Origin of the sequence: Streptomyces sp. NPDC002680, assembly GCF_042889145.1 — a bacterium.
In the GTDB taxonomy this organism is placed as follows: domain Bacteria; phylum Actinomycetota; class Actinomycetes; order Streptomycetales; family Streptomycetaceae; genus Streptomyces; species Streptomyces adonidis.
Map to the genome: position 1 here is coordinate 16,121 of NZ_JBIAQP010000031.1, position 16,909 is coordinate 33,029.

General features: G+C 69.3%; 11 protein-coding genes. 6 read left to right on the forward strand and 5 right to left on the reverse strand.

Going from position 1 to position 16,909, the window contains the following annotated elements; genetic code table 11:
- Positions 1-92: 92 nt before the first annotated feature.
- The gene (locus tag ACFYXF_RS49115; RefSeq protein WP_369032113.1) at positions 93-818 is read left to right on the forward strand and encodes an MIP/aquaporin family protein; all 726 of its coding nucleotides are present in this window, start codon (positions 93-95) and stop codon (positions 816-818) included.
- 58 nt (positions 819-876) lie between these two features.
- Positions 877-2,388, forward strand: a complete 1,512-nt coding sequence (glpK, locus tag ACFYXF_RS49120) for a glycerol kinase GlpK (protein WP_389360415.1) — start codon at positions 877-879, stop codon at positions 2,386-2,388.
- 114 nt (positions 2,389-2,502) lie between these two features.
- Here glpK and ACFYXF_RS49125 read toward each other — a convergent pair whose 3' ends face one another.
- The 5 genes from ACFYXF_RS49125 to ACFYXF_RS49145 are packed head-to-tail and all read right to left on the reverse strand — an operon-like array spanning position 2,503 to position 10,644.
- Positions 2,503-3,108 carry an ATP/GTP-binding protein gene (locus ACFYXF_RS49125; RefSeq protein ID WP_389360417.1) on the reverse strand — a complete coding sequence of 202 codons (606 nt, stop codon included), beginning with the start codon at positions 3,106-3,108 and terminating at the stop codon, positions 2,503-2,505.
- On the reverse strand, positions 3,089-6,736 hold the full coding sequence (locus tag ACFYXF_RS49130; protein ID WP_389360419.1) for a hydantoinase B/oxoprolinase family protein: 3,648 nt from the start codon (positions 6,734-6,736) through the stop codon (positions 3,089-3,091). The genes ACFYXF_RS49125 and ACFYXF_RS49130 overlap by 20 nt, the downstream gene beginning before the upstream one ends.
- A 24-nt stretch (positions 6,737-6,760) precedes the next feature.
- Positions 6,761-7,156: a DUF742 domain-containing protein gene (locus ACFYXF_RS49135; RefSeq protein ID WP_369032109.1), complete on the reverse strand. Its 396-nt coding sequence runs from the start codon at positions 7,154-7,156 to the stop codon at positions 6,761-6,763.
- A 9-nt stretch (positions 7,157-7,165) separates the two neighbouring features.
- Complete coding sequence (locus ACFYXF_RS49140) at positions 7,166-7,606, reverse strand: roadblock/LC7 domain-containing protein (protein ID WP_389360422.1); 441 nt, start codon at positions 7,604-7,606, stop codon at positions 7,166-7,168.
- Positions 7,603-10,644 (reverse strand): nitrate- and nitrite sensing domain-containing protein, encoded by a 3,042-nt coding sequence (locus tag ACFYXF_RS49145; RefSeq protein ID WP_389360520.1) that lies wholly within the window; start codon positions 10,642-10,644, stop codon positions 7,603-7,605. Before ACFYXF_RS49145 ends, ACFYXF_RS49140 begins: the two co-directional genes overlap by 4 nt.
- 423 nt (positions 10,645-11,067) lie before the next feature.
- Here ACFYXF_RS49145 and ACFYXF_RS49150 point away from each other — a divergent pair, with 423 nt between their 5' ends.
- The 4 genes from ACFYXF_RS49150 to ACFYXF_RS49165 all read left to right on the forward strand — a co-directional run bounded on the left by ACFYXF_RS49150 (position 11,068) and on the right by ACFYXF_RS49165 (position 16,846).
- Positions 11,068-11,640 carry a hypothetical protein gene (locus ACFYXF_RS49150; protein ID WP_389360424.1) on the forward strand — a complete coding sequence of 191 codons (573 nt, stop codon included), beginning with the start codon at positions 11,068-11,070 and terminating at the stop codon, positions 11,638-11,640.
- Between the two features lie 398 nt (positions 11,641-12,038).
- Complete coding sequence (locus tag ACFYXF_RS49155; RefSeq protein ID WP_389360426.1) at positions 12,039-13,499, forward strand: aldehyde dehydrogenase family protein; 1,461 nt, start codon at positions 12,039-12,041, stop codon at positions 13,497-13,499.
- Positions 13,500-13,677: 178 nt separating this feature from the next.
- Positions 13,678-15,249: an APC family permease gene (locus ACFYXF_RS49160; RefSeq protein WP_389360428.1), complete on the forward strand. Its 1,572-nt coding sequence runs from the start codon at positions 13,678-13,680 to the stop codon at positions 15,247-15,249.
- A 46-nt stretch (positions 15,250-15,295) separates the two neighbouring features.
- Positions 15,296-16,846 carry a GMC family oxidoreductase gene (locus ACFYXF_RS49165; RefSeq protein WP_389360430.1) on the forward strand — a complete coding sequence of 517 codons (1,551 nt, stop codon included), beginning with the start codon at positions 15,296-15,298 and terminating at the stop codon, positions 16,844-16,846.
- Positions 16,847-16,909 lie beyond the last annotated feature (63 nt).

Here is a 16,909-nt window from a genome sequence, read left to right on the forward strand (position 1 = left end):
AACTCCCTGTCCTCGGCTGAAGTAGCCATGGGAACGCACCCTGCAAGGTCGACCGGGGCCGGACCGCCCCGGGCGAAGGCCTAGGAGCCGCCATGAGCAATGGGGACATCTTTGTCGGCGAGATCATCGGTACAGCGATTCTGATCCTCTTCGGCGCCGGCGTGGTCGCCGCCGTCGTACTGAACTACTCCAAGGCGAAGGACGCCGGCTGGATCGTCATCACGTTCGGCTGGGGCTTCGGCGTGCTCGCCGGGGCGTACACCGCCGCACCGCTGTCCGGTGGGCATCTCAACCCCGCGGTGACCATCGGGATCGCCGTCGACACCGGGGACTGGGACAAGGTGCCCGTGTACATCGCCGGGCAGATGGTCGGCGCCTTCCTCGGCGCGGTCCTGTGCTGGCTGGTGTACTTCGCCCAGTTCCAGGCCAACGCGGAGGAGGAGATCGCCCAGCCCACGCTCGGGATCTTCTCCACCACGCCGGCGATCCGCAATCCCGTGGCGAACCTGGTCACCGAGATCATCGCGACCATGGCGCTGGTCCTGCCGATCCTGGCCTTCGGTCTGACCAAGGGGCTCGGCGAGTCCGGCACATCGATCCTGATCGTCTCCTTCCTGGTGGTCGGCATCGGTCTGTCGCTCGGCGGTCCCACGGGGTACGCCATCAATCCGGCCCGTGACCTGGGCCCGCGCATCGCCCACGCCCTGCTCCCGATACCCAACAAGGGCACCTCGGACTGGAGTTACGCGTGGATCCCGGTGGTGGGGCCGCTGATCGGCGCCGCGCTGGCGGGGATCGTCTTCAACGCCGCCTTCTGACACGCACGCGCGCGTGCCGGGGCCGCAGACTTCCGGAGCTTCCCACGAAGGGGACGTCATGACGGACAAGTTCGTCGCCGCGATCGACCAGGGCACCACGTCCAGCCGCTGCATCGTCTTCAACCAGGACGGCGCGATCGTCGCCGTCGACCAGCGCGAGCACCGCCAGATCTTCCCCAAGCCCGGATGGGTGGAGCACGACGCCACCGAGATCTGGTCGAAGGTGCAGGCGGTGGTCGCGGGCGCGCTCGCCAAGGCCGGGCTGCGCGCCGACCAGCTCAGCGCGCTCGGCATCACCAACCAGCGCGAGACGACGGTCCTTTGGGACCGCGCCACGGGCAAGCCGGTCCACAACGCGATCGTCTGGCAGGACACACGTACGGCGGCGCTCTGCAACGAACTCGGCGGCACCGATGGGCAGGACCGTTTCCGCGAGCAGACGGGACTGCCCCTGGCCAGCTACTTCTCCGGCCCCAAGGCGGCCTGGCTGCTCGACAACGTGCCGGGGCTACGGGCCCGCGCCGAGCACGGCGAGATCGCCTTCGGCACCATCGACTCCTGGCTGATCTGGAACCTGACGGGCGGTACGGACGGCGGGCGGCACGTCACCGACGTGACCAATGCCGGCCGCACCATGCTGATGGACCTGGAGACCCTCCAATGGGACGCGTCCATCCTGTCCGCGATGAACGTCCCCGAGGGGATCCTCCCCGAGATCAGGTCCTCGTCCGAGGTGTACGGCATCGCGGTGGGCCAGCTCGCGGGCGTCCCCGTGGCCTCCGCGCTGGGCGATCAGCAGGCCGCGGTGTTCGGCCAGGCCTGCTACGACGTGGGGACGGCCAAGAACACGTACGGCACCGGCAGTTTCCTGCTGCTCAACACCGGGACCCGTCCCGTCCCGTCGAAGAACGGCCTGCTGACGACGATGGGCTACAAGATCGGCGGCGAGGCTCCCGTCTACTGCCTCGAAGGGTCGATAGCGATCACCGGTGCGCTCGTGCAGTGGTTCCGCGACCAGCTCGGCATCATCCGAACCGCCGACGAGATCGAGACGCTCGCGGCGAGCGTCGACGACAACGGCGGCGCGTACATCGTGCCCGCCTTCTCCGGCCTGTTCGCGCCCTACTGGCGCTCCGACGCGCGCGGGGTGGTCACCGGCCTCACGCGGTACGTCACCAAGGGGCATCTGGCGCGCGCGGTGCTGGAGGCGACGAGCTGGCAGACGCGGGAGGTCGTGGACGCCATGTTCCAGGACTCCGGGGTGAGCATCACGACCCTGAAGGTGGACGGCGGGATGACGAAGAACAACCTGCTGATGCAGCACCAGGCGGACGTCCTCGGGGTGCCGGTCATCCGGCCGAAGGTCTCCGAGACGACATGCCTGGGAGCGGCGTACGCGGCCGGGCTCGCGACCGGGGTGTGGAACGACCTCGACGAGCTGAAGTCGCACTGGCAGAAGGACGTCGAGTGGACTCCTGCCATGGAGGCGTCGGTCCGCGACCGCGAGTACCACAACTGGCGCAAGGCCGTGGAGAAGAGCTTCGGCTGGGAGGAAGAGGGCAGGGGCTAGAACCACCACTCGGAGCGGAAAACGAGGTCCACGCGCGCGCGTGCCTTTGGACCGCGGCCCGTACCCCGGTCGGCGGGGGTACGGGCCGTGCGCGTGCGGGGCGGTGAGGGGCTGTCAGGTGGTGACGGTCGCGCGGCGGTCGGCCGCGTACGCCATCGCGTGCTGGACGACTCCGATGAGGACCTCCTTGACCGACTCCCGGTCGCGCGCGTCGCACAGCAGGAGCGGCACACTGGCGTCGAGGTCGAGCGCCGCGCGGACGGACTGCGACGGGTAACGGGCCGCTCCGTCGAAGCAGTTGACGCCGACGAGGAAGGGTATGGAACGCCGCTCGAAGTAGTCGACGGCGGCGAAACTGTCCTCCAGGCGGCGGGTGTCGGCGAGGACGACCGCCCCCAGCGCGCCGGTGGCCAGCTCGTCCCACAGGAACCAGAAGCGGTCCTGTCCGGGCGTCCCGAACAGGTACAGCACCAGGTCCTCGCGCAGCGTGATGCGGCCGAAGTCCATGGCCACAGTGGTGGTGTGCTTGCCCTCCACCCCGCTGGTGTCGTCGACCGGGCGGCCCGCCTCGGTGAGCAACTCCTCGGTGCGCAGCGGCTTGATCTCGCTGACCGCGCCGACGAGGGTCGTCTTGCCCGCGCCGAATCCGCCGGCCACGAGGATCTTGAGTGTGACGGGCTCGACCGGGGGCTTGCCGCGCTCAGTACGCCCGAAGATCATCGATCTCTTCTCCTGCTTGTTCGGGGTCGGTCGGCGGTGGGCCGTAGCCCCCGCCGCCGGGGGTTTCGATGACGAGTACGTCGCCGGGGCCGACGTCCGTCGAGTCGCTGCCGCCGAGCACGGTGACCGTGCCGTCCGCACGCTCCACGCGGTTGGCGCCCAGCGCGCCCGGCTCGCCGCCCGCCATACCGTACGGCGGAACCCTGCGGTGCTGCGACAAGGTGGAGACAGTCATCGGCTCGTTGAACCGGAGACGGCGCACCGCCCCGTCTCCGCCGCGCCATTGTCCCGCACCGCCGCTGCCGTGCCGTACCGCGAACTCGTCGAGCCGGACGGGCAGTCGCCACTCCAGGACCTCGGGGTCGGTGAGCCGCGAGTTGGTCATATGGGTCTGGACGACGGACGCGCCCGGAAAACCGTCGCCCGCGCCGGACCCGGAGGCGACGGTTTCGTAGTACTGGTACCGCTCGTTGCCGAAGGTGACGTTGTTCATCGTGCCGGATCCCTCGGCCTGGACGCCGAGCGCCCCGTACAGGGCTCCGGTGATGGCCTGTGAGGTTTCCACGTTGCCCGCGACGACGGCGGCCGGCGGCTCGGGAGCGAGCATCGAAGCGGGCGGTACGACGATGTCGAGCGGGCGCAGACAGCCGTCGTTGAGGGGGATGTCGTCGTCGACCAGAGTGCGGAAGACGTACAGGACGGCCGCGTTGACCACGGCGAAGGGGGCGTTGAAGTTGCTGCTCAGCTGGGCGGAGGTGCCGGTGAAGTCGACCGTCGCCGAACGCGTTTCGCGGTCCACGGAGACACGTACGCGGATGACGGCTCCTGAGTCCGTCTCGTAGGCGAACTCGCCCTCCTCCAGGGTGTCGATCACTCGCCGCACCGATTCCTCGGCGTTGTCCTGGACGTGCTTCATGTATGCCTGGACGACGTCGAGGCCGAAGTTGTCGATCATCCGGGCGACTTCGTCGACGCCCTTCTGGTTGGCGGCGATCTGGGCGCGCAGATCGGCGAGGTTGGTCCTGGGGTTGCGGGAGGGGTAGGGCGCCTCGGTGAGCAGCCGGAGGGTCTCCTCCTCGCGGAAGCGGCCGTTCTCGGCGAGCAGCCAGTTGTCGAAGAGGATGCCTTCCTCGTCGATGGTGCGGCTGTCGGCCGGCATGGAGCCGGGGGCGATCCCGCCGATCTCGGCGTGGTGTCCGCGCGAGGCGACATAGAACAGGATGCGGTCACTCTCCGTGTCGCCGCTGCCCGTTGTCGTCCGCCCGGTGCCGAAGACCGGGGTGATCACGGTGACGTCGGGGAGGTGGGTGCCACCGTGGTACGGGTCGTTGACGGCGTATGTGTCGCCCGGGCGCATGCCGTCGCCTCGGCGTTCGATGACCTCCTTGACGCTCGTCCCCATGGATCCCAGGTGGACGGGGATATGGGGTGCGTTCGCGACCAGGTTTCCGTCCGGATCGAAGAGGGCGCAGGAGAAGTCCAGACGCTCCTTGATGTTGACGGACTGGGCGGTGGACTCCAGCCGGGCGCCCATCTGTTCGGCGATCGCCATGAAGAGGTTGTTGAAGACCTCCAGCAGAACTGGATCGACTTCTGTGCCGAGATCGGAACTCTGCGTAATCGCCACGCGTTCCATGACCAGATGCCCGTCGTCGGTCGTCGCGGCCCGCCAGCCGTCGTCGACGACGGTCGTGGCACTGGCCTCGGTGATGATCGCCGGGCCGGTGACCGTCTCGCTGGAGGGCAGTTCCTCGCGGCGGTGCAGGGGTACGTCGTGCCAGGCACCGCCTGTGTGGAGGGCGGCCGTCTCCGGGGCGGTGGTGCGGGATCCGAAAGCGGTGAGGGCGGAGAGATCGGGGGGTTCGGTGATGCCAGTGGCTTCCACGGAGAGTGCTTCGACGACCACGGGGCGGTCGAGGGTGAAGGAGTACGTGGCGCGATGACGTTCTTCGAAGGCGTGTTTCATCGCGTCGGGTTCGCCGAGCCCGACGGTCAGGGTGGTGTCCGTGCCGTCGTAGCGGAGCTGGGCACGACGCGTGACGTGGATGCGGTCCTCGGGGACGTCCTCGGCGAGGAGTTCGGCCCGGGCGGCGCCCTCCAGGTCTTCGGCGGTCTTGAGGACGCCGGGCATGGAGGCGGGCTCCAGGGGTGCCTCGACGGACTGTTCACGCATGGCCGTGGTGTCGGCGAGTCCGATGCCGAGCGCGGAAAGGACACCGGCCATGGGCGGCACCAGGACGGTGCGGATCCCGAGCGAGTCGGCGACCATGCAGGCGTGCTGTCCGCCCGCACCACCGAAGGTGGTGAGGGCGTATCGGGTGACGTCGTGGCCCTTCTGTACGGAGATCCGCTTCACGGCGTTGGCGATGCCGGCCACGGCGATCTGCAGGTAGCCCTCGGCCACCTGCTCCGGGGTGCGGTCGTCGCCGGTCCGTTCGCGGATCTCGCGGGCGAGGGCGGCGAAGCGGTCGCGGACGAGGGTGTCGTCGAGGGGCTGGTCGCCGTCGGGGCCGAACACCTTGGGGAAATGGGCGGGTTGGATGCGCCCGAGGGCCACGTTGGCATCCGTGACGGTGAGCGGGCCGCCACCCCGGTAGCAGGCGGGGCCGGGGTCCGCGCCCGCGGAGTCGGGTCCCACGCGGTAGCGAGAGCCGTCGAAGTGGAGGACGGAGCCGCCGCCGGCGGCGACGGTGTGGATGTCCAGCATGGGGGCGCGCAGGCGGACACCGGCGATCTGGGTGGTGAAGACGCGTTCGTACTCGCCGGCGAAGTGCGAGACATCGGTGGAGGTACCGCCCATGTCGAACCCGATGACACGGTCGAATCCGGCGAGCTGGGACATGCGGGCCATGCCGACGATGCCGCCGGCCGGTCCGGACAGGATGGCGTCCTTGCCGCGGAACTGGCCGGCTTCCGTGAGGCCTCCGTTGGACTGCATGAACATCAGCCGCACGTCCTGGAGTTCGGCGGCGACGTGCTGGACGTACCGGCGCAGGACGGGCGACAGGTAGGCGTCGACGACAGCCGTGTCACCGCGCGGGACGAGCTTCATGAGCGGGCTGACCTCGCTGGACAGCGAGATCTGCGGGAAGCCGATACGGGCGGCAAGGGCGCCGATGGCCTGTTCGTGCGCGGGGTGGAGGTGGCTGTGCATGCAGACGACGGCGACGGCGCGGATCCCGTCGTCGTAGGCCTCCTGGAGCGGCCCGGCGAGGGCGTCGAGATCGGGGGCACGCAGGACGGTGCCGTCGGCGGCGATGCGCTCGTCGGCCTCGACGACCCGTTCGTGGAGCGGCCCGGGAAGGTCGATCCTGCGGGCGAAGATGCGGGGGCGGTTCTGGTAGGCGATGCGCAGTGCGTCGCGGAAACCGCGGGTGACGACGAGGAGGGTGCGTTCGCCCTTGCGTTCCAGGAGTGCGTTGGTGGCGACGGTCGTACCCATCCGGACGGCCTCGATGGGCTCCCGGGAGGCGCCCAGGAGTTCGCGTACGCCTGCGACGGCCGCGTCGGCGTACCGGGCGGGGTTGTCGGACAGCAGTTTGTGGGTGAGCAGGCCGCCGTCCGGGCGCCGCGCGACGATGTCGGTGAAGGTACCGCCACGGTCGACCCAGAACTGCCAGCCTGTCACGTCTCTACCCCGCTTCCGCGCTGCTCAGAGCGCCCGGAGGCCGTTGATCACATCGCGCAGAATACTCTCGTCCACCAGCTCGGCGGGGGGTACGGGGCGCGTCACATGGACCATTTCCTCGTCCACGAGGTCCCCGATGAGGACCCGCACCACGCCGATGGGGAGATTGAGCTCGGCGGCGAGTTCGGCGACCGACTGGGGGGCGTCACGACAGAGTTCGACGATGTCCACGTGTTCCGGGGACAGCATGTGGTCCGCTTCCGGATCGTCCGCGTGCGCCTCCGTGACGACCACCGCGATCAGATCCAGGCGGTGCTGGGCCGCATGGCTGGTGCGGCCCCGCGTCATGGCGTACGGACGGACCACCGGTCCGGCCTCGTCGTCGAACCAGTGGCTTCTGGGCTGACCGTCTCCGCTCATGTCATCTCACTACCCGCCTGCGGGCAGATCGGTGCGCGGAGCGGCCGCCAGATGCACACCGACACGCTTCACCAGGAGAGTCATCTCGTAGGCGACCTGGCCCACGTCCGAGTCGGCGTCCGAGAGCACGGCCAGGCAGCTGCCGTCCCCGGCGGCCGTCACGAACAGAAAGGCCTCGTCGAGTTCGACGACCGTCTGGCGGACACTGCCCGCGTCGAAGTGACGTCCCACGCCCTTGGCCAGGCTGTGGAATCCGGAGGCCACGGCGGCAAGGTGCTCACTGTCCTCCCGGCTGAGGTCCTTGGAGACCCCGGTCGGCAGTCCGTCGCCGGAGAGCACGAGCGCTCTGCGGATGCTGGCCACCCGGTCCACGAGGTCGTCGAGGAGCCAGTTGAGTTCGCCGGACGCCTTGTCACTCGCGCTCTGGCCGGTCGCCTTCGGTGCGGTCATCGACCGTCCCCCTTAGTCGTTCCTTGTGCTGTGCCGTCCTGGGCGTCTTCGCCCGTGGCGTTCTCCTCACGACCACGCTGCCAGCCACGCTGCAGCGAAGCCATTCGGCTGCGGACCTGGTCGGCATCGCGGTCGAAGAGGTCGGCTCCGTCCTGGGTACGGGACTTCGCCCGTTCGGCGCGCCGCTCCGGGCCGTCCCTCAGCTGCGGAGCCAGGTTCGCCTGGCGTACGCGGCGGGGCAGCCCTGCCGTACCGGACGCGGCCGGATCCGCCGCCGCACCGGGGTGGGAGGCGGTCCCGCCGGAGCCACCGCGCCGGTCGCGCTGCGGAAGGGCCGGGGCTTCCGGCGACAGGTCGCCGAGGCCGTTGCGGCCGGCCTCCGCCCGTCCGCCCGCACCGCGGGAGGGCGCGTCGGGACGGTCGGTGACGGATCGGTCGCCGAAGCGTGAGGCGGGCGGTTGCATGCGGTCGGTGAAGGACCTTGAGCCTGCTGAGTCCGCGCGGCCTTCGAAGCCCCGGCCGGCGTTGTCCCCTCGGCTGTCCCAACTGCGCACCGGAGGTTCCGTGCGGTCGCCGAAACCGTCACCCGCACCGCCGCCCGACCGGCGGACCGGTGACTCGCCTCGGCGGCGGGCCGGGAGCGGGGCCAGCGTGTCCGGGTCCGACGAACCCGTGGTCTCCGGCTGTTCGTCCGCCAGGGCCGGGCTGCGCCGGGACGGCTGTTCCGTGACCGGACGGCCGTGTGAGCTGACCAGCTTGGGAGTCCGGCGGCGCGGCAGCGCCACGGGGTCGTCGGTCCGGCCGGCCGCACCGTCGGGGGCGGTCTGTCCCCGGTCCTCGGAGAACTGCTGGCGAGGGTCGACCGGGAGGTCGCTCGTTTCGTCCGTCGCTCCGGTGATCGAGCGGCGCGGCCGAAGGAAAGCGCCCTGCTCGCCGTCCACGTCGCCGAAGGAACCGGGAAAGTCGTCGAGGGCGTCCAGGTCGACCGGCGCCTCCAGTTCGACCGGGCCGTCGATGAGCGAGGCGGGCAGGCCGGGGAGGCGCACGGGTGCCGGGGAGAGCGCGGTCTTGCGGCTCTCCTCGAACGCGGCTTCCTTGGAGGGCTGGGCACGGTCGAGGCGGAAGCCGATGCCGTTGGTGTCCGGGACGTCGTCCGTGAGGAGCGCGTCGGGAACGAAGACCACGGCCGTGGTGCCGCCGTACGGGGACGGCTGGAGGGAGACTCGGACGTTCTGCCGCTGGGCGAGCCGACTGACGACGAACAGGCCGAGCCGGTCCGTGTCGGACAGTTCGAACTCGGGTGTCTCGGCGAGCCTCAGGTTGGCGTCGAGCAGTGCTTCGGCCGCCATGCCCAGGCCCCGGTCATGAATCTCCAGGGTGAACCCGTTGGCGACCCGTTCGCCCAGGACCTGGATGGCCGTGTGCGGGGGCGAGAACACCGTGGCGTTCTCCAGGAGTTCGGCCACGAGGTGGGTGAGGTCGGCGACGGCCGGTCCCGTGACGGCCATCCGCGGCAGTCTGCGGACCTCGATGCGCTCGTAGTCCTCGACCTCGGCGACGGCGGCGCGTACGACGTCCATCAGCTGGACGGGCTTGCGCCACTGCCGGGAGGGGGCCGCTCCGGAGAGGATCACCAGGCCTTCGGCGTGCCGACGCATACGCGTGGTGAGGTGGTCGAGGCGGAACAGATCGGCGAGTTCGTCGGTGTCCTCGGTCCTGCGCTCCATGGTGTCGAGCAGGGTGAGCTGCTTGTGCAGGAGGACCTGGCTGCGCCGGGCGAGGTTGACGAAGACCTCGGAGACTCCGGAGCGGAGTTCGGCCTGTTTGACGGCGGCCTCGACGGCGGCGCGCTGCAGGGTGTTGAGGGCCTGGCCGACCTCGCCGATCTCGTTCTTGTCGTACTCCAGGCGCGGTACCTCGGTCTCCACGTCGACCTGTTCACCGGCCGACAGACGGCGCATCACGCTGGGCAGCCGCACGCCCGAGGCCTCGTGGGCCTCAAGGCGGAGTTGGCGCAGGTCGCGGATGAGGGCGCGGCCGATGCGTACGGACAGGAAGAGGGAGAACAGCAGGGCGACCAGTCCGAGGACGCCGGCGACGACGGCTTTGACGATGACGCCCATGACGACCGGGCGGACCCGGTCCTGATAGCGGTCGCCCGACTGGTCGTTGAGCTTGCGGAGTTCGTCGAGGACATCGCCTGCGGTGGTGTCCCAGCTCTTCGCCGTGACACCGCGGGGCCGACCGGACTCGGCGCCGATGGCGGCCTGTTCGGCCACCCGGAGCGGTGCGGTGGAGGCGTTCTTCCAGAACCGCTCGTAGCGTGCGCGGTCCGACAGCGGGAGCAGCGGCAGGCTGACGTCGTACATGACGGTGCGCTGTGCCACGAGGTCGGAGATGTCGCGGGACTCGTCGCGGGAGACCTTGCCGACGACCAGGGCCGAGCCGAGCAACGCGTCCTCGCGGGAGAGCAGTTCGCGGGCGCGGGCGGTGTTCACCAGGGCGCGGGCCTGCTTGTCCATCTCGAGGTTGTCGATGATGTGCAGGTTGGCGAGCAGGACGTAACAGGGGTCGACCAGGCGGTTGTAGAGGTCGAGGGCCTGGGACCGGGTGACGGTACCCTCCTCGACACTGCGGCGCAGCGGGTCGATGCCGTCGAACGCCTCCAGGACGGCGCTGAGGCGCTCGCTGTCACTGTCGCTGATCGAGTTGCGTACGTCGGATTTATCGGCGTTGTCACGGATCTCGCCGATGACGTCGTCGGTGGCGCTGCGGCTGCGCCGAAGAGCAGCCAGTGCGTCGGAGGCACGGGGGTCGGCGAGGTAGACGAGGGTCTGCCGGCGCTCCTGCTGGAGCACGCGTACGGCGTCCTCCGTGGGGTAGCTGACCTTCTCCACGATCGACGACACATTGAACAACTCGGCCGCCTCGCGACCCGTGAGCACCGTGGCGAAGCCCCAGATCGCGGTCAAGGACACCAGCGGCACGAGAAGCAGCGCCACGATCTTCCGGCGGATGGACTTCCCGCGAAAGCGCATGGCCTCCCCCAGCTCGCCCCCGCCGGTGCGGGGGTACACATGTGCGTCAATAATCGGCGTGAGCCTACTACTGACCCACAGAGAACTCGAAGACCTGTCCGGAGGCTGAACTTCCGTCCCCCTGGCGAGAGATGGCGAGTTGTCCGATCATTACGGGAGATTGCCTCCACGAATCCGGCATCGACCGCAGGACGGCAGCCGTCGGCCAACCTGACCGTTTGGCTGGATTTTTGCGTTTGATGGGAATCTTCGAGACACGTCGTTCGTCTTTGTACACAGGAAGTGGGCAGCGGAACCGTCAGCGGGGTCCGCAAACCCGCATCCGGGCGGCGTAGAACAGTGCAAGCCGGGCAACCACTGGGGAGCCGGTGTCCACGGGCATCGGGACGGGCGGTCTTGCCGGGCGGTGGGGAGTGGCACGTGATGGGCACGGCGGAACGACGCGAAGAGGTCGAGAACAACATCGCGGCGCCCTTGGCGGCGGTCCGCGCTCCCGAGGCACCCGATGGCGGCCTCGCGGCGGCGGACCGGCGCGAGGTGCCGGGGAGCACGGGGGAAAGGGAAGGGGACGCGGTGGACGGGAGTGTCGGCGCACAGCCCTCCTATCGACAGCTGTGGGTGGAGGAGCCCGCACGTCGGCGCCGACTGCCGGACCCGGTGCGTACGGCGGCCGTACGGGCGGTGCTCGTCATCGCCGTCACCCTGATCCAGGCGATGGTGGCTTTCCTGTGCACGCTGGCCGGTTCCTGGCTGGCCTTCCCGATGGTGCTCAGCAGCGTGGCCAGCACAGTGGTGGCCACCTGGGCCGCGCTCGACGTATGGGTGACACGCCAGGTCTGGAACCAGCGCAACGGCGTGGTGTCGACCCCCAGCAGCACGGCACGGGCACTGCGACGCGAGCGCCGCAAGGCCCGACGGCAGGTCCGGGCGGCCGCTCGGACCCAGGAGCGGATAGCCAGGCAGGGCGGCGGATCCGGGCAGCTCTCCCACCCCTGAGGCCCCGATCGGGCAGACCCCGCAGGAGGACGCCCCAGGGCCGGGAAAGGCCCGGGCGTTCGCCCAGGGCCGGTTGCGGTCCCCTGAGCCTCTCCACCGGGGCGCGGACGCCAGCACCCACTCCAGCGGCGCCTCATCACCAATGAACCGCACACCCCTGCGACCCCCATGCGCGAATGTCGCCTGCGATGGCGTCGCGGTCGCGCCCGAAGGGTGGTGTGCTGGTGCCGGACGAGTACCACATCGGTTCCACAGGCGAAGGCACTCCCTCCGGCCGGGCACGCCGACCACCCCAGCTGACGTGTCGAAGATCACATTCGGCATGAACCGTCGTCGGCCGGGGAGGCGCCCAGCCGCAAGGGCGCCTTGCTACGGCGCTGACCAGGAGGAACAGGAACATGCCCGAACTCTTCATCGGCGGTGCGTGGAGGTCCGCGCTCGACGAGCGCACCCGGGAGATCCGCTGTCCCGCCGACGGTTCACTGGTCGGTGTCGTCGACGAGGCGGGCGGCAAGGACACGGTGGAGGCGATCGCCGCCGCCCGCCGTGCCTTCGACGAGGGCCCGTGGCCGGGTACTCCGGCGGGTGAGCGTGGTGATCTGCTGCTGCGCGTCGCCGACCTCATGGTCCGCGACAAGGACGAGCTGGCCCGCGCCGAGTCCCTCGACACCGGAAAACGGCTGGTGGAGAGCGCGTACGACATCGACGACATCGTCAACTGCTTCCGCTACTTCGGGCGGCTCGTGGCGAGCGAGACCGGGCGGGTCATCGACACCGGCTCGCCGAGCGTGGACAGCCGGGTCGTGTACGAGCCGGTCGGCGTCTGCGCGCTGATCACCCCATGGAACTATCCGCTCCTCCAGACCGCCTGGAAGGTCGCCCCGGCTCTCGCGGCCGGAAACACCTTCGTCCTCAAGCCGAGCGAGCTGACCCCGCACTCCGCGATCCATCTGATGCGGCTCCTGGACGAGGCCGGACTGCCCGCGGGCGTGGCCAACCTCGTCCTCGGCGCAGGTCCGGAGGCGGGCGCGCCGCTCGGCGACCATCCGGACGTCGACCTCCTCTCCTTCACGGGCGGACTCCAGACCGGCCGCCGTCTGATGGCCGCGGCAGCCGGAACGGTGAAGAAGGTCGCGCTTGAACTCGGCGGCAAGAACCCCAACATCGTGTTCGCCGACGCCGACTTCGACACGGCCGTCGACATGGCACTCACCGCCGTGTTCCTGCACTCCGGGCAGGTCTGCTCGGCCGGGGCCCGGCTGCTGGTGGAGGACTCGCTGCACGACCGGTTCGTCGACGAGGTCGTCCGGCGGGCCCAACTGATCCGGCTCGGCGGCCCGTTCGACGAGCAGGCGCAGACCGGCCCGCTGATCTCCGAGGCACATCGTGCGAAGGTCGAGGCGTATGTCGCCCAGGGGCTGGCGGAGGGCGCGGTGCTGCGCTGCGGCGGGGCACGCCCCGAAGGCCTGGACGACGGCTTCTACTACCCGCCGACAGTGCTCGACGAGTGCGACGCCCGGATGACCGTCGTACAGGAGGAGTCGTTCGGTCCGGTGCTCACGGTGGAGCGGTTCACGGACGAGGCGGAGGCCGTCCGGCTCGCCAACGACACCGTGTACGGGCTCGCCGGGGGTGTCTTCACCACCGACGACGCCAAGGCACAGCGGGTCGCGGCCCGGCTGCGGATCGGCACGGTGTGGATCAACGACTACCACCCGTACGTCCCCCAGGCCGAGTGGGGCGGCTACAAGCAGTCCGGCTTCGGCCGCGAACTCGGGCCCTCGGGACTCGCCGAGTACCGCGAGGCCAAGCACATCTGGCGGAACACCGATCCCTCACCGCAGGGCTGGTTCGCGTAACGCCCGCCCACGTTCCGCCCCACGTCTGTAACCCCGCTCGTACGTCGTTCCCTCCGCACGTCTTGAATGTGCGCTTTTATTGATCCCGCCCCATTGATGCCATCACTCGACTGATCCCGGCACCCGCAACGAGCCGCTCCGATTCCTCCCACTCCCCAGGCCCACCAGGAGTCCGCTCATGGCAACGACCGAAAAACCCACAGGCCCAGGGCACACGGACGACGCCGAACTCGCCGAGTTCGGCTACAAGCCCGAACTCAAGCGCACCCTCGGCAACTTCCACACCTTCGCGGCCGGGATCAGCTACATCTCGATCCTGACCGGCACCTTCCAACTCTTCTACTTCGGTTACGGCAGCGGCGGTCCCGCCTACTGGTGGTCGTGGCCGATGGTGTTCGTCGGCCAGTTCATGGTCGCGCTCTGCTTCGCGGAGCTGGCCGCCCGCTACCCCGTGGCCGGCTCGGTCTACAACTGGTCGAAGAAGGTCGGCAATCCGCATCTGGGCTGGCTGGCCGGCTGGATGATGCTCATCGCCTCGATCGTGTCCATCGCGGCGGTGGCGCTCGCCTACCAGCTCACGCTGCCGCAGATCTCCCACGTGTTCCAGATCGTCGGGGACGGCACCGGAAAGTACGACGTGGCGACCAACGCGGTGATCCTGGCCACAGTGTTGATCCTGTTCACGACCGTGGTGAACGCCTTCGGCGTCAAGCTGATGGCCACGATCAACACGGCGGGTGTCTTCATCGAGCTCGTCGCCACAGTGGTGCTGATCGTCCTGTTCGCCGTGCACATCACACGCGGTCCGCAGGTGGTCATGGAGACGAACGGCACAGGCGCGAACCACAGCGCCGGCTACCTCGGCGCGTTCCTGGTGGCCTCCCTGGCATCCGCGTACGTCATGTACGGCTTCGACACGGCCGCCTCGCTCGGCGAGGAGTCCGTGGACCCGTCCCGGAACGCGCCGCGCGCGATCATCCGCGCGATCGTCGCTTCCTTCGTCCTGGGCGGACTGATCCTGCTCCTCGCGCTGATGAGCGTCTCCAGCCTGAAAGGGGAGCAGCTGTCCACAGACGGTCTGCAGTACATCGTGCTCGACGTCCTAGGGTCCACGGCCGGCAAGGCGATGCTGTGGTGCGTGCTGATCGCGGTCACCGTCTGCGCGCTCGCCGTCCACACGGCGGCGATCCGGCTGGCGTTCGCGATGGCCCGCGACAACAACCTGCCCGCGTCCTCGCTGCTCGCGAAGGTCAGCCCGCGCTTCCAGACACCGGTACTGCCCGCCGTCATCATCGGCGTCCTGGCGCTGGGGATCCTGGTGGTCAACATCCGCCAGCCGCAGATCTTCACGGTCGTCACCAGCATCGGCATCATCATGATCTACCTGGCCTATCTGGGCGTCACCGGGCCCATGCTGGTGGCGAGGCTGCGCGGGAAGTGGCAGCCGGCCGGTGACGGCAAGTTCTCGCTGGGCCGCTGGGGCCTGCTCGTCAACATCGGGGCCGTGGTCTGGGGCGCCGCCATGACGACCAACCTGATCTGGCCGCGCGCCGAGGTCTACAACGCGACCGCCCCCTTCCACTGGTACCTCCAGTGGGGCGCGGTGCTGTTCGTCGGGGTCATCGCGGGCGGCGGCTTCGCCTACTACTGGTTCATCCAGCGGCACCGGACAGGTGTGCTCGCCGGACACCGGCTTGAGGAGCCCTCGGCCGGGTCGGCCGGTCCCCTCTCCGCTCCGGCGGCCGACTGAAGGAGGTCAACCACCCATGGACCAACCACTCAGGGACCAACCACTCATGAGCACCGAAGAGTTCGACTATGTGGTGGTGGGCGGTGGCACCGCGGGAAACGTGGTGGCGGCGCGGCTCTCGGAGGATCCGTCCGTGACGGTGTGCGTGCTGGAGGCGGGCCCGAGCGACGTCGGCGACGACGACGTCCTCAAACTGGAACGCTGGATGGGCCTGTTGGAGTCCGGCTACGACTGGGACTACCCGGTCGAAGCGCAGTCCAGCGGCAACAGCTTCATGCGGCACGCCCGTGCGAAGGTGCTCGGCGGCTGCTCGTCCCACAACTCCTGCATCGCCTTCTGGGCCCCGGCCGAGGATCTCGACGACTGGGCGGCGGCGGGCTGTACGGGCTGGAGCGCGGCCGACCTCTTCCCGCTCTACCGGCGCCTGGAGACCAACGACGCCCCCGGCGACCACCACGGCCGCACCGGCCCGGTGAAGCTCCGCACACTGAAGAGCGAGGACCCGTGCGGCACGGCCCTGCTGGAGGCGTGCGCGCAGGCGGGCATCCCGACCACGCCCTTCAACACCGGCAACACGGTGGTCCGCGGGGCCAACTGGTTCCAGATCAACTCCGACGAGAACAACATCCGTCAGTCGTCCTCCGTCGCCTATCTCCACCCGGTCATGGACAAGCGGCCGAACTTGGAGGTACGGACGGGGGTGCGGGCGAAGCGGCTCGTGCTGGACGGGCGTCGCTGCGTGGGCGCCGAGTATCTCGACCCGGATCTCATCCACAACCGGACCGTACGGGCGCGCCGCGAGGTCGTCGTGTCCTGCGGCGCGATCGACACCCCGAAGCTGCTGATGCTGTCCGGCATCGGACCGGCCGAGCAACTGCGCGAGGTCGGCGTCGAGGTGGTCGTGGACTCGGCGGGCGTCGGCGAGAACCTCCAGGACCACCCCGAGGGCGTCATCATTTGGGACGCCAAGCAGCCGATGACCACGACGTCCAGTCAGTGGTGGGAGGCGGGCATCTTCTACGACACCGAACCTGGCCTGGACCGGCCCGACCTGATGTTCCACTACGGCTCGGTGCCGTTCGACATGAACACGGCGCGCTGGGGCTATCCGACCTCGGAGAACGCGTTCTGCCTGACTCCCAATGTGACCCGGGCGAAGTCGCGCGGCACGGTGAGGCTGCGCACGCGTGACTATCGGGACAAGCCGATGGTCGATCCGCGGTACTTCACGCACGAGCACGATGCGCGGGTGATGACGTACGGGTTGAAGCTGGCCCGTCGTATCGCCGCGCAGCCCGCGCTGAGCGGGTGGGCGGGGGTGGAGCTGGCGCCCGGGCCGGATGTCCGGACGGACGAGGAGTTGTTGGACTACATCCACAAGACCCACAACACCGTTTATCACCCGGCCTGCACGGTCAAGATGGGGGCGGATGATGATGCGTCGGCTCCGCTGGATACGCGGTTGCGGGTGAAGGGGGTTGACGGGTTGCGGGTTGCTGACGGGTCGGTGATGCCGGAGTTGGTGTCTGTGAATCCGTGTATTACGACGATGATGATCGGGGAGAAGTGCGCTGACCTTTTGAAGGGGGACGCCTAGGGGGGTGCGGGTGGTGGGGGAACTGCGGCGCCGTCGTGGCTGGTCGCGCAGTTCCCCGCGCCC

Coding starts and splice junctions, on each gene's coding strand:
- ACFYXF_RS49115 (WP_369032113.1), top strand. CDS start 93: ATGAGCAATGGGGACATCTTTGTCGGCGAGATCATCGGTACAGCGATT.
- glpK (WP_389360415.1), top strand. CDS start 877: ATGACGGACAAGTTCGTCGCCGCGATCGACCAGGGCACCACGTCCAGC.
- ACFYXF_RS49125 (WP_389360417.1), bottom strand. CDS start 3,108: ATGATCTTCGGGCGTACTGAGCGCGGCAAGCCCCCGGTCGAGCCCGTC.
- ACFYXF_RS49135 (WP_369032109.1), bottom strand. CDS start 7,156: ATGAGCGGAGACGGTCAGCCCAGAAGCCACTGGTTCGACGACGAGGCC.
- ACFYXF_RS49140 (WP_389360422.1), bottom strand. CDS start 7,606: ATGACCGCACCGAAGGCGACCGGCCAGAGCGCGAGTGACAAGGCGTCC.
- ACFYXF_RS49145 (WP_389360520.1), bottom strand. CDS start 10,644: ATGCGCTTTCGCGGGAAGTCCATCCGCCGGAAGATCGTGGCGCTGCTT.
- ACFYXF_RS49150 (WP_389360424.1), top strand. CDS start 11,068: ATGGGCACGGCGGAACGACGCGAAGAGGTCGAGAACAACATCGCGGCG.
- ACFYXF_RS49155 (WP_389360426.1), top strand. CDS start 12,039: ATGCCCGAACTCTTCATCGGCGGTGCGTGGAGGTCCGCGCTCGACGAG.
- ACFYXF_RS49160 (WP_389360428.1), top strand. CDS start 13,678: ATGGCAACGACCGAAAAACCCACAGGCCCAGGGCACACGGACGACGCC.
- ACFYXF_RS49165 (WP_389360430.1), top strand. CDS start 15,296: ATGAGCACCGAAGAGTTCGACTATGTGGTGGTGGGCGGTGGCACCGCG.